The following is a 20,268-nucleotide window of genomic DNA, read 5'->3' as shown; positions in this document are numbered from 1 at the left end:
TTACCATGACAAAAGAACAATATAAGATAGTCGGACTCACCGCTATTGCTGGGGCATTGGAATTTTATGATTTCACCATTTATGCCTTATTTGCCCCATACATCAGCCAGCATTTTTTTGCGCATTCAAATCCTTTGATTGCCTTAATCAATACTTTTTTAGTATTTGCCTTGGGTTATTTGGCCAGGCCTTTAGGTGGTATTGTATTTGGTCATTTGGGTGATAAGTTTGGGCGTAAGTTTGCTTTTTCCCTATCGGTTTTTATCATGGCAATAGCCACGTTGTGTATAGGATGTTTGCCGGATTATCAGTCTATTGGTGTGATGGCACCGCTTAGCCTGCTTGGGCTTCGATTATTACAAGGCTTTTCAGTAGGTGGGGAAATACCTGGCGCTGCTGTTTTCACGATTGAGCATGTGCCACTCAATAAACGTGGGTTTTCTATTGGATTTGTCTTTATGTGTATTACCTTGGGGAACTCCTTGGGCGCATTGGTTGGTTTGTTTCTAACATGCTTGCTAAACCAGGAACAGATGATGTCGTGGGGCTGGCGTGTGCCCTTTGTCGTTGGTTTTATTTTAGGTATTCTCAGTTATTTCATTCGCAAAAGAACATTTGAGACGCCTGTGTTCCTTGCTATGATGAAAGAAGGCACACTCCAGAGAAAACCAGTATTAATATTATTAAAATCATCTCGAAAAAATTATTCAAAGGGTTTTTGTTAACGGCAGTATCGTCTGGCATCATTTCCCTATTTCTTTATCTGCCAACCTATTTGTCAAATATTATTCAAATCAATTCCTCACAAGTGTATTTGATTAATCTGGTTACTTTTTTAAGTTTTGCGATGACGACGGCATTTTTTGGCTGGAGTTCCGATCATGTGAATAGGAAAAAATTATTAGCCATAGGAGCTGTATTGCTAATTCTATTCAGTTATCCTTTATTTTTTGGGTTAACGGCGTTGGGCAAATCCTTTATATGGGTATTTTCGTTAGGTTTTGCTATATGCGGAGGTCTAATTAATGGGAGTTATGTGGTACTTATTACTGAATTATTTCCCCCATCCATAAGATATACAGGGGTAGGTTTAAGTTATAGTTTGGGAATAGCGATATTTGGTGGTATTGCACCACTTGTTTTTACCTGGCTTATTCAATGGCTGCAATCTGCCGAAGCTCCCGCTATTTATTTATTAGGATGTGCCTTGTTGACATGGCTGGCTATTTTGGCTGGTGATGAGAATTCTAATAAGGCAAGTAAGTTGGAATCTGCTATCAAGACTTCATGACCTGAAATCATTCAATTTAAGTCTCATGTCTTTATGCGGGATTCCGGCATCTAAATAGAGTTCACTGCATACTTCAAATCCCAATGTTTCATAAAAAGGAATGGCATGCGTTTGTGCGCCTAACTTGGCTGTTGTTATCGTCTTATTTTGAATAAGATCAATCAAAATGGTTTGCATCATATGTTTTCCCAAGCCTTGGCCTCGATATTCAGGTAGTATGGCAACTCGTTCAATTTTAGCAGTATCCTTAATATAGCGTACGCGGGCAGTACCAATCGGCTTTTCATTAAATGATAAAAGATAATGATCACTGTTTTTGTCTTTACCATCCAATTCCTCATGTAAGGGGACGTTCTGGCCTTCCACAAAAACCAGTTTACGAATGTCCAAACACGTCTGGATATCCTTCAATGCAGACACCTTTGCGATCACGATATGGTTTTTATGGTTCATGATTTCTCTGCACATATTTTTTGTTTAGGTAAAAAATAAAACAAATAGCTTAATAATTTATTAATGAAAACTAGATATACTATGCAATTTCAAATTTTATCGGCCATATTAAACTGTTAAGGGCTGATAATGGTTGTATTTTATCTGTTATTTATCATTTCCTTTCTGTTACAACCACTGCATAAGGAAAACGCTTCTTTTTGAGGTCTATATGAACGTTATAGTCATTAATCCTTTGACGATGGATGAGGGCAAAAGAGCAGTTCTCTATTCGTTATTTCATAGTAATGAAAATAAAGGTTTATGGCAAAAAGGGATTGATTATCGTCTTGAAGAGACAATAGTTCGGCTAACTCATGATGTTGTATTGCAACATCATGAATCTAACTACCTGGTCATCGGTAATGAAGTATTTGCTGAAGGTAGAAGAAGTAAAGTGTTTCTTGTGGAAAAAATATTATCCATGTCGGATGGAACGATTATTACACAAGATTCAGGACCACTCATTATTAAGCGCCAATATCATCAGCCTTATAATAATTCTCTCGCAGAACTTGAATCCGAATATAACAATAGTTTGGCGGCTCCTCACCTGGGAGTTAAACAACCGATTGTGGTTCCTAGAGGAAATCAGCGTTACATCAGCTTTACAGTAATGAACCGAATGCCTGGCATAGAATTGTTTTATTTAATCAATGGGAATCATGGAAAAAATCCATATGGTCCATTAACTCCTGCTTTAAAATTATTAATAACTAAACAACTGTTATTAGTGCTAAAAACGCAAGTGACGGATCAGGGGATCGTTCATCAAGACATCAAACCTGAAAATATTATGGTTGACCCAAGTGTCACTTCTCTCATTGTTAACATCGTTGATTTTAATGATTGGTGCAAGGCAGGAGCACCGCGTACTCAATGTGTCGTTACCGAAGGATATGTTGCACCTGAAGTGAATTCATTAGAGCCGGCAGCGGCTAAAACGGATGTTTTTTCTATGGGAAAAGTGTTACAAGAACTTTGGGATTTGGACAAGTTATCATTTTCTGTTTGGCGCAGGAGTCTGTCTTCGACATTGAGCGAACAGCAATGTGCCGGCATTTATGCGCTCGTTGCAACCATGAGCGAGCCTGACTTTGAAAAGCGGTTTTCTATCGATGAGGCGATTGATTTTTTTGCAGGTATTCCTGATCTTAATACGCTGATGAGTGTTCGGCTATCTTCTACTTCTGCGGACAGGCTGCAACAGCCGGAGGAGCATGTTGCACCACCATTAGCGAATAATCCCATACCGTTCGAATTGGAATCTTCAATCAGAACATTCCGTACGTCGTATCAATCTGCCTTTGATCCCACTCTGCTGCCTGGTTATATTCCTGAGATGGGCGTTGAAAACAGCGTTTCCCCCATTCAGGAGCCTGTAACAAGAAGAGTCGTTTATTTGGAAGAAGCACCAAAACCTATTTCAAGTGTGGCCAAGGTTGGGTTATTTAGTAAATTCAAGCGATTGTTGTGTTGTGGGGGGCATTTAAATACTGAGGAGCATGAGGAAGAACAGGGAAACCAGCTCGATGTCGTGGCGATTTCGCGAATTATTGGATAGTTATATTTGATGTATGCATGGAAAAATGATGGAAATGTCACTATAAATAATCATTCATATACTTGCTACAAGGTTATGGCCGTAATTCATCGGTTCTGCATTCTCCCGTTGTTCTTGCCGCTGCTTCTGTATCTGCTTCTGTATCTGCTTCTGTATCTGCTTCTGTATCTGCTTCTGTATCTGCTTCTGTATCTGCTTTAGTTGCTGCTGGTGTTGCTGCTGGTGTTGCTGCTGGTGTTGGGTTGGGGTTGGGTTGGGGTTGATGTTGCTGCTGTGGTTGGGTCAGGAATACCGGCAATGGATGCAGCGTCCAGCACTGCGGTTTTTGTTTCTTCACTTAATCCCATCGCTTCAGCCATGAAACTGGGCCTACAGTCAGTAAACACATAACTTTTGGTAGGCATTTTGCGGACAGAATCTAAATTGGTGCATAATGACAAACACGGTTTGAGACAGTCAATGCATTTTAATACCCGTATTTGGGTCGAACAATCTACAAAATCAATAATATTGGAAGGGTAAACTACGATAGGCCTTCCAACGTAGATTCTTGCAATTTTTTGAAATGTTTCGAGATCACCCCAGTCTTGCTGAATGGCAACTACTCCTGCAACGACTTTTTTTACATAATCTAATGAGTAAAGTTTGCTGAAATGTCTAAAATACTCTGGAGGTTCTATGCCACCGTCAAAACGAACGTTATCCATTAAAGTATCGATAATAAATTCCAGAAAACCATCGGATTTATGAAGAAAATCACGCCATGCTTCTTCCGGAGGCGATGCGGCAAAAAATGCTTGAATTTGCTTCCATGCCAAATAGGTTCGATGACTATTATCCACAATGATGACTTTAGGAAAAACATCAGGTGTTGCAGCAAGCTTGCACGCAATGTCTATGGAGCGAAATAAAGCGGTGCCAACAAGTACAAAGTTCGTATTTAGTGTATGCTCCGCAAGTTGTCGGCCAGTAAGAGGCGTGTCGTTTCCGAGAAAAAAGGGACATAATCGCTTGCCTCCTCGTCCGTTAATCGGGTTATTTTATAGCCAGAACGGGCTGCTATCCCTCGCACTGTTTTTTGAATCCGGCGGGCGGCAGCGGATTCTCTATCTTCTTCGTCCTCACCAGGTTTAGGCATATTATAAACCTATAAGTACAACATATATACATATATGGTTTAACTATTGCCTAATGTCAACTGAGAAAGTGTTTTTGGAATTAAATAAGTTTATAAAGCAGGAGAGATTCTTGAGTGGTCAATAATTACAGACTTAATCCTGAGACTGGAGACTCGTCTTCTATCGTTTCGGTTCTAAAAGTAGTGGCGTCTAGAGAGGCAAGAAAGTTTGTAACGTCGGTTTCTGGAAATGTTTCTAAGCCATTATTCAATAATTCTACGGTTCTTTCTCGCGTCGCGATTGCTTGTATAACGGTTTTAAAATCACCAAAACTAAGAGTCCCTAATTTGTTATTGCTTAAATTGACGATTCTGACTGTGTCGGCTACTTGTCTGAACGCATCAGCCAGATCGGCCGGGTTCATTTTGCCAAGCTGATTAAAACGTAAGTCAATTTCTTTAACAGCTGGTTTGGATGCGAGTAACTTTAATACTCTTGGGAGAAGGGCTGATTCACTTAACCCTAACCCATTGCCACTTAAGTTAACACAGTCAACACTCTCCGGAAGAGATTCTATTTCGGCAGCAAGCTCAGCTGGACGCATGCTCCCTGGCCGATAGGTGTCTTTTTTAAAGCCCAGCCAACTAAAATCCCCAGCCTTTCGGGCAGGTTTAGTTGTATCAAACATCTTAAACCCAGCGAGTTCACCAGCTTCCATAATCATCTCGATGTCTATTTTATTTTCTTTATGGTTAAATTATATATGAAAAAATATATTTTTACTGGTTGCTTTCATAAATTTAATGAATTACCTATGATAATACACAACTAAAAATATTCAGCTTACTTGAAGAAGTCAAGTAGAATAGGTAAGAGTCAGGGCATACGCATCTAAATTTTTAAACAAATACATGTTCAAAATTTAGATGCGTTTGCCCTGGGTAAGAGTGGAGTCCGTATGATGAAGCAACATTCCCCGCGTTTTTTAGCATTAGTGGCTCAAGCTAAGCAGCGTATCCAGGAAATAACAGCAGAAAAACTAAAGGAAAAAATGGTCGCGGAGGAGTTTTTTTATCTTATTGATGTGCGTGAAGACCATGAATGGCCATCAGGACATATTCCTTCTGCCAGGCATTTGGGCAAAGGCATTGTTGAGCGAGACATTGAAAAAGAAATTCCTGATATTCATGCACCCATTGTCGTTTATTGCAGCGGTGGATTTCGTTGTGCTTTGGTTGCTGATAGTTTACAAAACATGGGGTATTCGCACGTGTATTCTTTGGAGCATGGTTTGCGAGGATGGCTTGATGCTGGATTCAGCCTTGAACAATAGCTGCTAATTGATGGAGGCAGACTTGGATATCTGCCAAAAATAGCCTTTTAAATCTAACTCAACAATAACTTAAGGATGGATATTCAGGCTCTTCATAGGCCCCGTCTTCGTTGTAGAATCGCTCTGTATCCTGAGGTTTGAAACCATGAACCATGGTTATCAGCGGTCTTGTTATTAAACTGATGGCGGATTTAACGAGACTAACGGCTGAAAAAAGTAAAAAAGCGCCTGCTCCCAGTAAATAGCTCATGGCTAAGCGACTATGGTGGTCACCATCATCCCTCGCGAGTCCAATCCGAATGGATAATGCCTGCATACCTTCCCATAGAGCTGCAACCGTAAACACAACCGTGTTAGCTACGGATAAAATTGGAACAATGGTGGCGCCGAGTATCTCATCAGCGTAATCATAACCATCATAAAGCGCTTGAAATATTTTGATGCGCTCTCGCATTTGTTCACCAAGTAGGCTGAATTGTTTGCTGTACGATTGGTAAGACAAGAAGCGATAATAAGTCAAATTAGCTTGATGCTCCACATGCTTTAAATGATCGCCATAATTTTGCATAAAACTTTTTTCTGAAGCAGGTTTTTTTTGATTGCCAAAGAAGGTGGGCATAATGTCTCCTTTTTAGCCATGAAGGAGAAAGGAAATCAAATTCTATTTGAAAGTTCAATTTAAGTAAATACTTATTGTTCAATGTATCGAATTAAAAACCTCTTTGTTTTATTATTAATAATTTCATTAATACTTCATTAAACTACTATCTACGGATTCTATCCATTCTAAAATACCGCCTTTTAAATGACGAACATTGATAAAGCCAGCGTTTTGGAGTGTTCTGCAGGCTTGGGCGCTGCGAGCTCCCGATTTACAATAAAGCACCAGATCTTGATCTTTAGGCATTTGTTCAAGGTAATTGTCAAGTTCAACTAAGGGAATATGCTTACCGCCTATATGACAGATTTTGCGCTCATAAGGTTGGCGCACATCAATCAATTGTATTGTTCCGCTATCGGAGGACAGTAAATGAGATAATTCCAGCGCAGTTACAGAAACTATTTCTCGACAGGAGTTTATTCCCATATCAGTATGGAATGACACAGCAGGATGAAGGGCACAATGCTGTTTCTCAATTTCAAATTGAGTAAAGCGCATCGATAATAAATCAAGGCTCAGTAAGGTGCCTGATAAAACATCTCCTATCCCTAAAATGACTTTTATGGCTTCCGCTGCTTGCATTGTGCCGATTACGCCTGGTAAAACTCCTAAAACACCACCTAGGGCGCAATTAGGCGTCAGTGCTGGTGGTGGTGGGCTTGGGTATAAGCATTGATAACATGGGCCATTTTTATAGTTAAACACACTTAATTGTGCGTCAAACTGATAAATACTTGCTGAAATAAGAGGGATGTTTAAAGTACGACACGTCTCGTTCAATAAATATCTGGCCTCATAATTATCCGTTGCATCCAGAACGACATCAAAATGGTTTATAATCTTCTCGGCATTGGAGTTGGATAAATAGCCAGTATAAGCGTTGATGGATATTTCTGGATTTAATGCTAGCAAACGCTCGCATGCAACCTCCGCTTTATTGCGTCCGATATCAGCGGTTTGAAATAAAATCTGCCGTTGCAAATTACTCAATTCAATCATATCACCATCTACGATTCCAAGAGTACCAACTCCAGCAGCAGCTAGATATTGCAAAGCGGGGCATCCCAATCCTCCGCTGCCTACGCACAGGACTTTGGCTTGTTTCAGTTGGCGTTGGCCATCAACGCCAATAACTGGAAAATGGCGTTGATATCGTAGAAATTCGGATTGATTAAACTCATCCATCAGATTTCATCTCCGTGTATTATAATTTGCAATCTAATAATTATTGCTTTAAGTAACAACTGAATGGTTAGTAATAGACACCTGATTATCAAAATACAAGGAATAAGCATCATAAAGCCAATGATGATAATTAATTTTTATCATGCCTAATAAATGAACGGAAGAGGCACTAACATAAGCGGATAAAAATGACGTAAAAACTTGACGGTTTATTCCAATTTGGTTTATCCAGCTTTTAAATTGGGCATGACTATAATTTCGCCATTTTTTTAATTGTTTAAGATGGTACGGTAAATGTTTTTGGGAAATAGTCAAATTGGTCTGATGAACGTGTTGATTAATAGAAAATATAATGATCAATATGACTCGAAGTCTTTTTTGGGATTTTGCAACAAGAGCAGGTGGAAGGGCATAATAATGAGCAATGATCGGCAAATATTTGTCCAAAGTCTCAGAGGTTAAATGTGCAAGACATACCGCTTGACAGATTAGAAGATATACGTCCGATAAAAGCGGGTGGTTTTCATAAAAAGCAAAATCCTGTTCCGGTGAATACAGTTGATTTTTTCTAATATAATTAATTAACGCTTCATTGTTGATGGATTTTTTATCATTTGATGCCAACATCGCCAATTTTTGCATAAACGAAACGATTTCTGCGAGCAACATGTATTCCATGGGAGATTGAGTGTGGAGGGTTTGCAATTGATGTTCAATGTGTGGTAACCAGGGAGAACTATGCTGAAAAGGTGTCGTGTTGGCAAATAAGATGAGTTCTCTTAAAAAGCAAGTCATGGAATTTAAAGGTTTGGTTTGTACCAATTTTTTTGAATAAATAGCAGAGGTGTAGGATGCTTTAATATGTTTGAGCAGGGAGAGGGCGTCATTTTTTTTTATATCCACCACCCCATAATTATCTAGCCATTTTGCAAAAGCCGTATAACTCTGACGGTCGGTTTCCGATAAATATAGGACGGCTTTTTTTAAGGAGCGGTAAGGATAAAACTGAGCTTTACAGTAAGCTATTAGTGAATTTTTTGCAGCAAGCGTCAGTATTTTTTTGATAAGGCTAATTCACACGTTGCCCTAATGTTCACCATGGCATCATTAATTGCTGAAAATTCATCAACTTGGCTAAGATGTAAGACGGCTACTTCATCGTCATCAGAGAGTTTGCCTTCTTTGAAATCATGAAATATGTCACCAAAGCCTTTCATACCATAATGGTGCAGTTCCGCAGCCCGAAGGGCTCCCATACTGGCTGCTCCCCACACTTCAATCCCTGCCTGAATGGCAAAAAGAATTTCTTTATGCCACACTGCGGCCGTTGTTTCATATAAACCATCGATGATAACAATCATGCCTGGATTTAATCTCATTGAGCGAATGATATCCCCACACTGGATGGGAGGATGGTAATGGGCATTCGGCAGAATCTCGCGTGCGATATTTAAGTCAAGGGAAGGACCTAAAAACACATGGATATTATGCATGGTTTTTCCAAAAAATAATAAATTTCTAGAAGATGGCAATTTATCATGATCTTTTTCACAATACAGCTCATGCGGAAAAAACATTATGGAAAACGTAGATTCGGTCAATGACTTATGTAAAGATAGCCGGTTTAAAAATGATTTTTATTTAATAAATAATGGAGTTATAAAATGAGAAAAACTGTATTGCCAATGTTTTTTATGGGTGTATTGGCGCAAGGTGCCTACGCTGGTGGGATGGGGGGGGGCTCTTCGGTTGGAACAGGAAGTCTTGTGCCTTTTATTAGCGGTGAAGGCGCTGTCACCTGGAATACAGTGAAATCTGCGACAGTTTTTGGCAGTGGACCATCCATAAGCAAACAATTATGGGGCGGTCGAGGCGCTGTTGGTCTTGCTTATGGATACTCTAATCATTTTGGTTTTACATCTGAAGCAGGTTGGGGTTATTACGGCAGTACTAATTCGCATGTCTCAGGCAGTATTCCTTCCGGAAGATTATCCATTGCTAATTCCTCTTACCTCTATGGTTTTGACTTGTTGGCTGGTATTACGTACGATTTTGTACCCTTTAGTGTGTATCTAAAAGGTGGAGCCATGGCAGAGAACAGGCACGTCAAAGGGACTGCAATTTTTGAAAACAGCATTGGCAGCAGCAATTATACATCAACCAATCGATTAACAACCGTTTCAACAAACATCCATCCTGAAATTAAAGTTGGCGGCTTGTATAACTTTACTGATCATTTAGACTTCACGTTAGCTTACATGCATGTTTTTGGGAATAATGATTTTTCATCAACCGTCACGGGTGCATTTGCAAGTCCGCAAGCAACGGCAGGTATTTACAGCGTAGCGAATGCCCAAGCTCCATCGCTTGATAGTGTCATGTTTGGTCTCATTTATAATTTTGGATAATTATAAAAAAATTTAAGTTTTGGCTGGAGCAGTAAACAGGATGCTTGATTTAGGGGGAACGTATCGCGCGGTTAGTCCGGAGGAAACGTTGGGTAAAATAGAACCTCTGTTGTGGGATAGGTTTGGTATTACCCGCGTGGCAAATATTACCGGTCTTGATGATTTGAATATTCCTACCTACCTTGCCATTAGACCGGATTCAAGGATTTTAACTACGGCACAAGGGAAAGGGATAACGCATGAGCTTGCTAAAGTTTCTGCCATCATGGAATCAATAGAAAGTTGGCATGCGGAGCGTTTGCTTCCACCAAAACTGTTTGGCTCCTGCCAACAATTGAAAAGTCGCTACGAGCTAGTGGAACTTGAAACATTGGTTAATGGACATTTTGATATTAAACCAGATGCTCTTTATACCATGGAATTATCCTGGGCTTCTGGAATTGAATTAAATAGTGGACGAGAAATTTATTTTCCAAGCTCACTGATTGATCTCGATTCACTGGTTTTAAGTTCAAACCGATTAGGGTGTTTTCCTGGAACATCGAATGGTCTTGCTTCTGGCAACACGTTTGAAGAAGCCGTCTGTCATGGGATGTTTGAAGTTATTGAAAGACATAGTTGGACCCTTTCTGAATTATCTCCGCTGCGCTACATTGACCCATCTACCATCCATGCAAGTCATTTGGTTGCATTGTTAAAAAAAATAGAGCTTGATTCTGTGAAATTTAAGATTTGTGACATGACTTCCGCTAATGGGGTTCCAACGTACAGTGCTACCTTATTTGATTTCAGAGGAACGCGCGGTCTTGATTTTTTTACTGGGGCAGGGGCTCATTTATCCAGTGTGGTTGCCTTATCACGCGCTATTACTGAAGCCATTCAATCAAGGTTAACCATGATTTCAGGCTCAAGAGACGACATCTATCCTGCAAATTATAAATTTAAAAGAAAATTCTATCGCAATGAGTTACCGAACCTGGACTCATTAAAAGACAAATGTATGTCGTTTGTGGAAACTTCCGTCCCAATCGATTTTACCCATTGTATTCAAGAATTGCTTAAACGTTTAAAACAACAAGGATTTGGGAAGGTTATTGTGTTTGAGCATACCCGTCGTGAATTGGGCATTCCAGTGGTTCATGTCATCATTCCAGGCATGCACTTTGATTGGTTTAAACACAAGACGCAGGCTTATGTTCCGGAATTTTTTTGTGATGATTTTCCCAAACCGCATTAAATAAAATAAAGATAATGGGTATAAGCTAATATGATTGATTTAGGTGGGACATTTCGGGCAGTAACTCCTGAGCAAACGTTAGCCAAAATAGAACCTTTATTGTGGGACAGATTTGGTATTACCCGAGTTGCTAATATTACTGGACTCGATCATATTGGAGTTCCAACTTATGTTGCGATTAGACCTCAAGCGAAGCTTTTGACGTCAGCACAAGGCAAAGGCATTACGAATGATTTAGCTAAAATTTCTGCCATGATGGAATCCATTGAAGGATGGCATTGTGAAAATATGGCCCAACCTGCGTTATTTGGGTCTTATCAACGTCTTAAAAAAGATTATCCAATGCTTGAACTTCATCCTCATATTAACCATGGTCCTTTTGAGTGGATTGACATAGATTCTCTTGAAATCCCCTGGGGAAAAGGAACAGATTTAATCAGTGGCCAGGAAATCTATTTTCCATATACCACCTTTAATGTGAATACTACGTTTTTCCGTCCTGGTTATCGTTATTTTCCTCCGACGACCAATGGGCTTGCTTCAGGTAACACCATTGAAGAAGCCATTTGCCACGGTTTATTTGAAGTATTGGAGCGGGAGTTTACGGTAGAAAATTTATTGGTATCAAAATACGGTCAGGTGGATTTATCAACCATAACGTCTCCTTATTTACTGTCATTAATATCAAATATTCACCGTAGTAATCTTTATTTGGAAGTTTGGGATATTAGCACGCATTTAAACATTCCAGCGTATTTGACCATCTTGCACAATCCTGATGAAGTGCGGAACGTTGGCATGATGATGGGAACTGGTGCGCATTTTTCGAGTGTCGTTGCGTTGGCAAGAGCCATTACAGAAGCGATTCAGGCACGCTTAACCATTATCTCTGGTGCAAGAGATGATCAAACCCCGCGAGTGTATCAAAAAATAAAGCGCATTAGGGGAGATTTTGATGGTATGTTTGCGAAAACCCGATTAGAAAAAACACCATTTATTGAAACAAAAATACCCCAAGGTTATTCATTTTCCCAATGCCTGAGTGAATTAGTCCATGTGTTAAAAAATAATGGGTTCAAACACGTTATTGTTTATGATCATACAAGAGAAGATATCAACATTCCTGTTGTTCATGTGATGGTCCCGGGATTGCGTTATTTTCATGGAACCTGTTTTTCATGTTCATTATCTAAATTGTCGTAGAGGTAAGAGGAAACAAGCTGTATGGAGAGATACGACACACATGTTTTTTAGGTCCTACGCTTGATATAGAGACTGCCAAACATTATTTGAGACAAGCGCATTATCATCCCCCTATACAATGTGGTGACATTCTGCGTTTATTGCGATTGACGCCAAAGCGAATTATTTTGATTGATGGTTTGTATGAACAAGTGCCTGCTGTGTGGCATAAAGAAATTATGTTGGCTTTAGATCGTGGTGTTGAAGTTTATGGCGCTGCAAGTATGGGGGCGCTGCGTGCGGCAGAATTGCACGCGTTTGGCATGATAGGCGTCGGAAAAATTTTCCAAGCCTATGCCTCTCATGCTTTAGTGGATGATGATGAAGTGGCTGTGTTGCATTATGGCCAGGAACAAGGTTCATTGCCTATTAATGATGCGATGGTCAATATTCGAGCTACTCTTGAGCGTGCGCATCGGGAGGGAGTTATTGGCCTTGACGTAAAGCAATCATTAACCGCTTGGTGCAAAAAGCAATTTTATCCAAGCCGTTCATTGCGACAAGCATTAAAGCAGATGAATGTAGCGTTTCCTGAGGAATGTTCCAGATTAAATGCATGGCTTAATCAATATGGTTTGGTTGATGTTAAGCGACATGATGCCATTGAAGTGTTGCAACATGTGCAAACGGCTATTTTATCAAAAGGTAACATACCGACTGTTGATAATAAAATGCCGGTTTTGCCTTTTACTAAATTCATCGCTTCTTTAGTTGATGATGTGGATGGTACTCCTTTTCATACATTACAAGATTGGCTTCCGGATATTGAAAAAAAATTAAGGTATTATCTGATACCAAGGCGCAAGACTATAAACTGGTTTTTGAATTGGCAAAATTAATAAAATATTCATTTGCTGTGATTGAGTTGGATGATTTATTGGATGAAGAACATCACTATTTGCATTATATCCAAGCAAATGATCTTTATTTTCCAGAGAAATTTTACCAATATCTTCATCATCATGCAGTTTTATCTCCTTTATCTCGTTGGATGTTGCATTACATCTGTTTAGGCAATATTACAAATCAACGTATTAAAGCTTATTTACCGATTGTGGCTTTTTATTTTGAATACGACGTATTAAGTGATTTCAGTGCAGGTCAAGAATTGTTGTCGTGGATTTTGATGTTTGTTTTTTTGATGCAGCAGCAATTAAATGATCAGCGCTTGAAAGTAAAACGTGAAGTTCTGCTCGAGCATTTGGAAGATATTAAATTTTGGCAGCGTTATGCGCAGCATAAGAAGCGAAGTGCAGAAGAAAAACACGCGCCTGCTCCGATTAATTTGAAACTTGCGTTAAGTTTTGTGATGACTTATATGAAAATTATTTATATTCATCATGGTTTTAAAGATATTAAGCTTGGAGAGGCATGTGCGCCAGATTATTTTAAGTGGATTTATGATGCGATGGCGTTATATGAAAGCGATTCATTAATCGATGCTTTTTGAGTATGAAGAATGTTTAAGTTTCAAGCTTATGGTTTAACGATTTGTAGTGACTTGATGCTAGCGCAGTATTCACCAGTATTGGAACCTCCTTCGAATGCGGTGGCGGACGTGTGTATCACTTATGGGGATGTTTCGCCAAGCGGTTTTGAGGATGCGATTGAGCGAGGATTGTTTTATCAGGTTAAAGCAAACGGTTTATGGTTGAATGTACCGAATATAGGACGTTTCTGGGTAGATGGTGGGAGGCGAATTATCATTGAGCCGGAAAAAGAGATTGATGAAGCGTCTCTAGCCGTATTGGTCAGTGGCCCTTGCCTGGCGGCTTTGCTGATGCAGCGCGATTTCTTGGTGTTGAATGGCAGCGTCTTAAAAATGGATGATCACGCTGTGGCGTTCATTGGACAAAATAGCTCAGGAAAATCATTGCTCCTGGCGGCCATGATGCAACGAGGATATAAGATGCTGGCGGATGACCTATGTATTGTTCGGAAGGATGGTATGGTTTTTCCCGGGCTAAATCAAATTAACTTATGGTCTGAAGCAGTAGATTTCTTGAATATCAATGTAAAAGAGTTGCAAGCCATAAGGCCACAGATTAAAAAATATCGATGGGTTGCAGAAGATGCATTTTATGCAAAACCGCTACCGCTTAAAACTGTGTATACTTTAACCCTCCAACAGAAAGAAATGTTTCATGCAAAACATTTGACTGGCGGGGAGAAAATCAATGTTTTGCAGAAAAATTTTTATAATAAACTTTATTTGTCAGGGATGCGAAAGAATAATTTATATTTTAATTATTGTGCAATGTTAGCAAATCGTATTGGTATTGTATTGATTGAATACAATCGGATGCATGTTCATCTGCAGGATTTTATCGATTTACTAGAGAAGTCGCAGGTTAATAAACATGACATTTGATAAAGGAATTGTGTGGTTGGCTTCTTATCCAAAATCAGGAAACACCTGGTTTAGGATTGTTCTGACAAATCTCTTGTATGCTACTGGTGATAATCTGGATTTAAATAGGCAAACCATTCTTGGGACAGGCGCGGGCGATCGTTTTATGATAAACAGGGCCTTAGGATTTGATAGCAATTTATTAAACGAGGACGAAATAGAACGATTAAAGCCATTAATTTACCGCTGGTTCGGTGAACAACATGATGGTATCCAATATTTTAAAATCCATGATGCTTATTATAAAATAAATAATTGTATCCCCCTTGTTCCAAGCGAAGTGAGTGTCGGGATTATTTATTTTATAAGAAATCCTTTGGACGTCGCTATTTCTTTTGCACATCATATGAATTGTTCGATTGATTCTGCGATTGGGATGATGAATACGCCGTCTTTGACGCTAAGAGGATTTGCGTCTAGACCATCGTTACAAGTACGCCAGATTTGTTCATCGTGGTCATCGCATGTTGAAAGCTGGGTGTCAGTACGTGATATTCGATTGTTGATATTGCGTTATGAAGATATGAATTTTGCACCATTACCAACTTTTTCTAAGGCATTTGATTTTTTAGGAATCAAGATGTCTGACCATGTTATTTTGACTGCCCTGGAGAAAAGCCGGTTTGAAAAATTAAAACAGTATGAAGAGACATTTGGTTTTCGCGAAAGCTCACCAGTGTCTCGTGCTTTTTTTAGAAAAGGGATTGTTGGTGATTGGGAAAATACACTCAATGAGGAGCAAATAAAACGTATTGTGTCCAAACATGGTGCTGTGATGCGGCGCTTTGGGTATTTGAATGAGAGCGGGGAGCCGATTCGTTGTCATGTGAAGCAAACTAAAATGGGGAATTAGGTGGAGCTGTCATTTTTAGAATGTACAATTCGTAAACATCCGGAAGTATGCACAACCTTGATTGATAATGAATTGGTGGTCATGGGGCCTGATGACAATATTTATTATCGCATTAATGCTTCTGGGATTAAGATTTGGGATTTTCTCGAAGCGCCGTGTACAATCAAAGATGTGATTAATTATATTGCAAGTTACTATGGCGTAGAGCAACATTGTGTTTTTGAAGACGTACAAGCATTTCTTGTATGCCTGCTAGAAAAAAAATCTTATGTTATGTTTTTGGCGAAACTGACATCAAATAAGTAATAAGCCTTTGTTATCCTGCTAAATTCAATGTTTGAGTAATATGATCTGAAATTATTCTCGCCTGCTCTACAACCTGACCTATCTCAATCATTCTGAAACAAGCCCCTTTTACCAAATCTCCAAGAGCATAGATAGATGGAGGATTTTTTTGTTTGTCGGTTAAAACATGATGGGTATTGGTATCAATATAAATTCCACCCAAAGGGTGTTTTTTAATTAATTTTCTAGTGAGCATTTGCGCTAATAAAGGCACGGTTTTTGGATCATCGCCGGAACCTGTGGCTCGAATAAGATAATCAGCGGTTAATGATGTTCCATTGTTCAATGTAATAAAAAAATGCGGTTCATTGTATTCAATATCGATTATTCCTCCTTGAATCGATAATTGTTTACTAACCATCATGGATTGAATGATATAGGCATTGGTTAATGGAAATGCGCATAAAAAGGCGAACATTAAGCTCGCGTGCTTTTCCAGAAAGAATAATTGTTCCTGTGGATGTAATTTTGGCCAAATTTTAAAAAGAATTTGATAAAAACAGGATAGTACTAATTGCCAGTTAGCCTCATTTAGTTCGGCGTTTTTTATCTCATGCTTGAGACGCTTAAGAGGGGGCATTTTTTTGATTTGGTTTATAGTATCCCAAAGAGAGAGTCCGTGGGGAAAATATAAGGAGATTTCTTTCTCAAATAAGCGCTCTAATTGAGATAATAAGGTAGTAGAGTCATGCGTCTTTAGTAGATAGCGAATCGTTGAGGGAGTTAAATATTGCATGCTGTGTGAGAGTTTACGGCCTCTGACAGCGCTTAAAAGCCCTGTGCGCGAAACCATGGTCATATGACCTTGGTGTTTTTGACTGTATAACTTTAGCGCCACATCAATCGCTGTTAAATGGGTTCCAATAATGACTACATGATGGTGGGAAGCGAATTTGCGATAAGCTGACATGTCCCAAGGATTATGTTGATAATTGGGGAGATGATGATAATGGGAGAATAACGTCGATGGCAGATGTCCTGTTGCTAAAATAACCACTTGCGCAGTGTATAAAACGCATGTATGTTGATGCCGGGCATGGATTTGATAATTTTGATCGTCTTCTGAAAGGATGTCGAATACATCGTGTTCAGTAAGCGTCATAATTTTCAATGCAGGTGATTTTAAATTTTTTTTCGCATTTAATAACTGATTATGGGCATATTGACCAAAATAATAGCGTGAAGGGAACGTGGTGGATTCTGGTATCTTTTGTAAATCGTGCAGCCAGTTTGAAAAATGATGATGCTCACCAGGAATTAACGTCATGTATTCTCGGGGCAAGTTAATATTAAAAACGTTTTCGTTGATGGAATAGGGTAAGCCATAGCCTATGGCGGTGCTTTTTTCAAACAGAAGGAGATGAACATTGGACTTTAATGTTAAGTTTTTTAAGCTTTTTGCAAGCTGAAGGCAGAGCGATACTCCTGCGGGTCCACCGCCGATGATTGCGATTTTTATTAAATGCTTACTCACATCCTGTTCATTACCTATTTGTAATTCTGTGTGTCATTTTTACATAATATCTATCTAAAAAATACAGCAATGGGTATGATGAAACGGCGATTTTTGCATCCTTGAGGCACGACGATACAGGATTTAAAAAATATGATATTGTATGCTAACTTAATGAAAAGTCTACGGATAGCGGAGAATTAATATGTCAAATAAAACAGAAGAATTCCTGAATCAGTGCGCTGAAAATAAAAAAGCCATGCAGGAACATGAGGATTACTGTTCCCCAACGATCTCCGCGCTCGACCTTGATGATATTGTTGATACGAGGGGAGGAAGCGCAACAACCACGACTACCACAGGGGCTGCGGTTGCTGCCGGCGTGTCTGCGCTTTTTTAACGCCAGAATACATTTTGTTTTAAGCAATGCAACACGTTTTCAATGAATGAGCATCCGGTGAGTTATAAAAAGAGACGTTTGAAACGCGTTAAAACACCAATCTTTATGCAAATGGAAACGGTTGATTGCGGTGCTGCTGCGTTAGGGATTATTCTGGCCTATCATGGATGTCATGTGCCTCTTGCAACGTTACGTTCTTTATGTTTGGTATCACGAGACGGCGTTAGTGCGGCAAACCTCATAAAGGCGGCAAAGCATTTTGGTATGGACGCAACCATCTATCAAAATGGCTTGCCTCAAAACATGATTCTACCACGGATTGCATCTTGGAATCGTAAGCATTATGTGGTTCTTGAAGGGATATCAGGCAATAAAGTTTATATTAATGATCCAAAGCAAGGACCACAGATCATTGATTTGGAGACCTTCAATCGTAATTTTTCAGGTCTGTCGATCCACTTTAAAGCCGATGCCACGTTTAAGAAAATCCCCAAACCAAAACGCTATGTGACGGATTTTTTGCCTTTAATACGAGAACAATGCGGTCCTCTTTTGATCATGTGCTTTGCCATGATCATCGTAGCGTTAATTAATTTAACGCCACCTATCTTTACTAAGATTTTTATTGATCAATATATTTTGAAAAATCATGCTGATCCGGAATTCAGGCTTTTAGGCGTGATGATCACCATGTTTGGGGTGCAGATAGGAATTATTTATTTACAACGTTGGATGTTTCGTTTTCTGGAGACTCGTTTTGCAACCTGGCTTAGTGCGAGCCTTGTAAAGCATTTGATGCAGCTACCTCTTAGATTTTTCACACATCGACGCCCGGGAGATTTGCTTCATCGTTTGCAGGTCTCAGATAGGCTATCTGCTGCGCCCTGGGGCAGTATTTGCTTGATGGTTGCAGCCTTGTTGCAGGGCATTGTTTCATTTGCATTAATGCTTGTATACAGCCTGTGGTTGAGTGTGATTGCTGCTTTCATAGTGACTGTTTATTTCATAGGTACGAGGTATTGCCAAAGGCGCTGGGGGCATATGGCGAATGTTGTAAAAGCCAATATAGCGAGACTGACGACGTTAACGACGCAGGGGGTCTCTCTGATTTCTCAACTTAAGGCTGAATGTTCTGAACAAAGGTATTTTGCAATGTGGGAGGCGCAGTTAAAAGAATATTTGCGTGTTTATCGTCAATCCTCTCTGATGAACAGCATCGTGCAAATCATTTCGCAGCTTATGTTTTCAATAGGTTATATTGTCATGATGGCCCTAGGAACTTATGGGGTTTATAAAAACCTCATGACGGTTGGCGAGATGATGGCATGTCAAGTGTTATTTTTATCATTTAACGATGCCTTAATGCAGTGTTTGAGGCTGAGTAACCAGTCCAATCAAATAGAAGCAGATTTGCAAAGCATGACTGATATTATGGATTATCCTGCTGAAGTGGTTCAACACAAGACTGTTCCTATAGAGGCTTCCCAGCCTGATTTAAATCATCAGCAAGACAATAAAAGCATCCCAGGAAAAATTCAAATTATTGATTTAACATTTGGATACAGTCGTGAGTTTAAACCTCTGTTTGATCATTTTAATATGACCATAGAAGCAGGCAGTAAGACGGCTATTGTTGGTCATTCTGGAAGTGGAAAAAGTACTTTAATTCATTTAATTTCAGGGCTTTATCAACCTTGGTCCGGGACAATCATGATCGATGACATGCCTTTATCGGAACTTTCCTCTGCCCAACGAGCTCATTTAATAGGGGTAGTGAGTCAGGAACAATTTTTTTATCAAGGCAGTATTAGAGATAACTTATGCTTATGGGGAAAGTCATATTCTGAATCAGAAATTATGTTTGCATTGCGTATGGCAGAAGTTGATGAGTTAGTGCTGCAAACTCCACAGGGATTGGATTATCTATTGCTCGAGGGAGGTAAAAATTTAAGTGGGGGACAAAAGCAGCGTCTGGAAATTGCCCGCACGCTCCTTACCAGGCCACGGATATTAATTCTTGATGAAGCCACCAGCTTGTTGGATCCTCTGATTGAAATGCAAATTAAACACAATCTTAATCAATATACTGCAACTCGAATCAGTGTTGCCCATCGTTTCAATACCATACAAGATGCAGATGAGATTTTTATTCTTAATCATGGAAAATTGGTTGATGTTGGCTCAAAAGCCCAGCTTATTTCAAAAAAGAGTGCTTATTTTGCAGAGCTATTTTCTGTGCCAACATAAATTTTGATATATCAGTAGATCTGACTATG

The 20,268-nt window shown here is 39.4% G+C and carries 23 protein-coding genes; 15 read left to right on the top strand and 8 right to left on the bottom strand.

Going from position 1 to position 20,268, the window contains the following annotated elements; translation table 11 throughout:
• Positions 1-5: 5 nt before the first annotated feature.
• Together LOA_RS13820 and LOA_RS13815 are read left to right on the top strand one after the other, a co-directional pair.
• Positions 6-725: an MFS transporter gene (locus LOA_RS13820; protein WP_052335931.1), complete on the top strand. Its 720-nt coding sequence runs from the start codon at positions 6-8 to the stop codon at positions 723-725.
• Positions 719-1,291: an MFS transporter gene (locus tag LOA_RS13815; protein ID WP_052335930.1), complete on the top strand. Its 573-nt coding sequence runs from the start codon at positions 719-721 to the stop codon at positions 1,289-1,291. Before LOA_RS13820 ends, LOA_RS13815 begins: the two co-directional genes overlap by 7 nt.
• Here LOA_RS13815 and LOA_RS09140 read toward each other — a convergent pair.
• Positions 1,286-1,744, bottom strand: a complete 459-nt coding sequence (locus LOA_RS09140; RefSeq protein ID WP_035894941.1) for a GNAT family N-acetyltransferase — start codon at positions 1,742-1,744, stop codon at positions 1,286-1,288. The two genes, LOA_RS13815 and LOA_RS09140, sit on opposite strands and share 6 nt — an antisense overlap.
• Positions 1,745-1,955: 211 nt before the next feature.
• Between LOA_RS09140 and LOA_RS09135 the strand changes: the two genes are divergently transcribed.
• Both LOA_RS09135 and LOA_RS14725 read left to right on the top strand, forming a co-directional pair.
• A complete protein-coding gene (locus LOA_RS09135; RefSeq protein WP_025386067.1) occupies positions 1,956-3,347 on the top strand; it encodes a protein kinase domain-containing protein in 1,392 nt (463 codons plus the stop codon).
• Positions 3,348-3,409: 62 nt separating this feature from the next.
• Entirely contained in the window at positions 3,410-3,610 is a 201-nt protein-coding gene (locus LOA_RS14725; RefSeq protein ID WP_158423041.1) for a hypothetical protein, read from the top strand.
• Here LOA_RS14725 and LOA_RS09130 read toward each other — a convergent pair.
• Together LOA_RS09130 and LOA_RS09125 are read right to left on the bottom strand one after the other, a co-directional pair.
• A complete protein-coding gene (locus tag LOA_RS09130) occupies positions 3,545-4,189 on the bottom strand; it encodes a hypothetical protein (RefSeq protein WP_148294890.1) in 645 nt (214 codons plus the stop codon). The two genes, LOA_RS14725 and LOA_RS09130, sit on opposite strands and share 66 nt — an antisense overlap.
• Before the next feature lie 421 nt (positions 4,190-4,610).
• The gene (locus LOA_RS09125) at positions 4,611-5,153 is read right to left on the bottom strand and encodes a hypothetical protein (RefSeq protein ID WP_147370121.1); all 543 of its coding nucleotides are present in this window, start codon (positions 5,151-5,153) and stop codon (positions 4,611-4,613) included.
• Positions 5,154-5,426: 273 nt separating this feature from the next.
• Here LOA_RS09125 and LOA_RS09120 point away from each other — a divergent pair, with 273 nt between their 5' ends.
• The gene (locus LOA_RS09120) at positions 5,427-5,798 is read left to right on the top strand and encodes a rhodanese-like domain-containing protein (protein WP_025386063.1); all 372 of its coding nucleotides are present in this window, start codon (positions 5,427-5,429) and stop codon (positions 5,796-5,798) included.
• Between the two features lie 58 nt (positions 5,799-5,856).
• On the opposite strand, the gene LOA_RS09115 is transcribed toward LOA_RS09120, so the two are convergent.
• The 4 genes from LOA_RS09115 to LOA_RS09105 form a co-directional block, all read right to left on the bottom strand.
• Entirely contained in the window at positions 5,857-6,417 is a 561-nt protein-coding gene (locus LOA_RS09115; RefSeq protein ID WP_025386062.1) for a hypothetical protein, read from the bottom strand.
• Between the two features lie 126 nt (positions 6,418-6,543).
• Positions 6,544-7,644 (bottom strand): molybdopterin-synthase adenylyltransferase MoeB, encoded by a 1,101-nt coding sequence (gene moeB, locus LOA_RS09110; RefSeq protein WP_025386061.1) that lies wholly within the window; start codon positions 7,642-7,644, stop codon positions 6,544-6,546.
• Positions 7,645-7,692: 48 nt separating this feature from the next.
• The gene (locus LOA_RS13810) at positions 7,693-8,547 is read right to left on the bottom strand and encodes a hypothetical protein (protein ID WP_158423040.1); all 855 of its coding nucleotides are present in this window, start codon (positions 8,545-8,547) and stop codon (positions 7,693-7,695) included.
• 146 nt (positions 8,548-8,693) lie between these two features.
• Complete coding sequence (locus LOA_RS09105) at positions 8,694-9,137, bottom strand: TfuA-like protein (protein ID WP_158423039.1); 444 nt, start codon at positions 9,135-9,137, stop codon at positions 8,694-8,696.
• 171 nt (positions 9,138-9,308) lie between these two features.
• Here LOA_RS09105 and LOA_RS09100 point away from each other — a divergent pair, with 171 nt between their 5' ends.
• The 8 genes from LOA_RS09100 (at position 9,309) to LOA_RS09065 (ending at position 16,100) form a co-directional block, all read left to right on the top strand.
• Positions 9,309-10,052, top strand: a complete 744-nt coding sequence (locus LOA_RS09100; protein WP_025386060.1) for a hypothetical protein — start codon at positions 9,309-9,311, stop codon at positions 10,050-10,052.
• A 40-nt stretch (positions 10,053-10,092) separates the two neighbouring features.
• Entirely contained in the window at positions 10,093-11,289 is a 1,197-nt protein-coding gene (locus LOA_RS09095) for a YcaO-like family protein (RefSeq protein ID WP_025386059.1), read from the top strand.
• Between the two features lie 30 nt (positions 11,290-11,319).
• Positions 11,320-12,492, top strand: a complete 1,173-nt coding sequence (locus tag LOA_RS09090) for a YcaO-like family protein (protein WP_025386058.1) — start codon at positions 11,320-11,322, stop codon at positions 12,490-12,492.
• Between the two features lie 167 nt (positions 12,493-12,659).
• Positions 12,660-13,370, top strand: a complete 711-nt coding sequence (locus tag LOA_RS09085) for a TfuA-like protein (protein ID WP_238551206.1) — start codon at positions 12,660-12,662, stop codon at positions 13,368-13,370.
• Positions 13,358-13,981, top strand: coding sequence for a hypothetical protein (locus LOA_RS09080; RefSeq protein ID WP_025386056.1), 624 nt, complete (start codon positions 13,358-13,360; stop codon positions 13,979-13,981). The genes LOA_RS09085 and LOA_RS09080 overlap by 13 nt, the downstream gene beginning before the upstream one ends.
• 9 nt (positions 13,982-13,990) lie before the next feature.
• Positions 13,991-14,902, top strand: a complete 912-nt coding sequence (locus LOA_RS09075) for a hypothetical protein (protein ID WP_025386055.1) — start codon at positions 13,991-13,993, stop codon at positions 14,900-14,902.
• Complete coding sequence (locus LOA_RS09070; protein ID WP_025386054.1) at positions 14,892-15,794, top strand: sulfotransferase domain-containing protein; 903 nt, start codon at positions 14,892-14,894, stop codon at positions 15,792-15,794. Before LOA_RS09075 ends, LOA_RS09070 begins: the two co-directional genes overlap by 11 nt.
• Positions 15,795-16,100 (top strand): PqqD family protein, encoded by a 306-nt coding sequence (locus LOA_RS09065; protein ID WP_025386053.1) that lies wholly within the window; start codon positions 15,795-15,797, stop codon positions 16,098-16,100. It abuts the gene before it with no gap.
• A gap of 10 nt (positions 16,101-16,110) precedes the next feature.
• On the opposite strand, the gene LOA_RS09060 is transcribed toward LOA_RS09065, so the two are convergent.
• Positions 16,111-17,613 (bottom strand): FAD/NAD(P)-binding protein, encoded by a 1,503-nt coding sequence (locus LOA_RS09060; protein ID WP_025386052.1) that lies wholly within the window; start codon positions 17,611-17,613, stop codon positions 16,111-16,113.
• A 184-nt stretch (positions 17,614-17,797) separates the two neighbouring features.
• Here LOA_RS09060 and LOA_RS09055 point away from each other — a divergent pair, with 184 nt between their 5' ends.
• Both LOA_RS09055 and LOA_RS09050 read left to right on the top strand, forming a co-directional pair.
• Complete coding sequence (locus LOA_RS09055; RefSeq protein ID WP_025386051.1) at positions 17,798-17,992, top strand: hypothetical protein; 195 nt, start codon at positions 17,798-17,800, stop codon at positions 17,990-17,992.
• Between the two features lie 57 nt (positions 17,993-18,049).
• On the top strand, positions 18,050-20,239 hold the full coding sequence (locus tag LOA_RS09050) for a peptidase domain-containing ABC transporter (protein WP_158423038.1): 2,190 nt from the start codon (positions 18,050-18,052) through the stop codon (positions 20,237-20,239).
• The last annotated feature ends 29 nt before the right edge of the window (positions 20,240-20,268 follow it).

The organism is Legionella oakridgensis ATCC 33761 = DSM 21215 (genome assembly GCF_000512355.1).
Taxonomy (GTDB): Bacteria; Pseudomonadota; Gammaproteobacteria; order Legionellales; family Legionellaceae; genus Legionella_A; species Legionella_A oakridgensis.
The sequence above is the reverse complement of the archived record's forward strand: the minus strand, read 5'-3'. Positions and strand labels throughout refer to the sequence as shown.

Coding starts and splice junctions, on each gene's coding strand:
- LOA_RS09095 (WP_025386059.1), top strand. CDS start 10,093: ATGCTTGATTTAGGGGGAACGTATCGCGCGGTTAGTCCGGAGGAAACG.
- LOA_RS09055 (WP_025386051.1), top strand. CDS start 17,798: ATGTCAAATAAAACAGAAGAATTCCTGAATCAGTGCGCTGAAAATAAA.
- LOA_RS09105 (WP_158423039.1), bottom strand. CDS start 9,137: ATGCATAATATCCATGTGTTTTTAGGTCCTTCCCTTGACTTAAATATC.
- LOA_RS09090 (WP_025386058.1), top strand. CDS start 11,320: ATGATTGATTTAGGTGGGACATTTCGGGCAGTAACTCCTGAGCAAACG.
- LOA_RS09115 (WP_025386062.1), bottom strand. CDS start 6,417: ATGCCCACCTTCTTTGGCAATCAAAAAAAACCTGCTTCAGAAAAAAGT.
- LOA_RS09135 (WP_025386067.1), top strand. CDS start 1,956: ATGAACGTTATAGTCATTAATCCTTTGACGATGGATGAGGGCAAAAGA.
- LOA_RS09100 (WP_025386060.1), top strand. CDS start 9,309: ATGAGAAAAACTGTATTGCCAATGTTTTTTATGGGTGTATTGGCGCAA.
- LOA_RS09140 (WP_035894941.1), bottom strand. CDS start 1,744: ATGAACCATAAAAACCATATCGTGATCGCAAAGGTGTCTGCATTGAAG.
- moeB (WP_025386061.1), bottom strand. CDS start 7,644: ATGGATGAGTTTAATCAATCCGAATTTCTACGATATCAACGCCATTTT.
- LOA_RS13820 (WP_052335931.1), top strand. CDS start 6: ATGACAAAAGAACAATATAAGATAGTCGGACTCACCGCTATTGCTGGG.
- LOA_RS09120 (WP_025386063.1), top strand. CDS start 5,427: ATGAAGCAACATTCCCCGCGTTTTTTAGCATTAGTGGCTCAAGCTAAG.
- LOA_RS09125 (WP_147370121.1), bottom strand. CDS start 5,153: ATGTTTGATACAACTAAACCTGCCCGAAAGGCTGGGGATTTTAGTTGG.
- LOA_RS09070 (WP_025386054.1), top strand. CDS start 14,892: ATGACATTTGATAAAGGAATTGTGTGGTTGGCTTCTTATCCAAAATCA.
- LOA_RS09075 (WP_025386055.1), top strand. CDS start 13,991: ATGTTTAAGTTTCAAGCTTATGGTTTAACGATTTGTAGTGACTTGATG.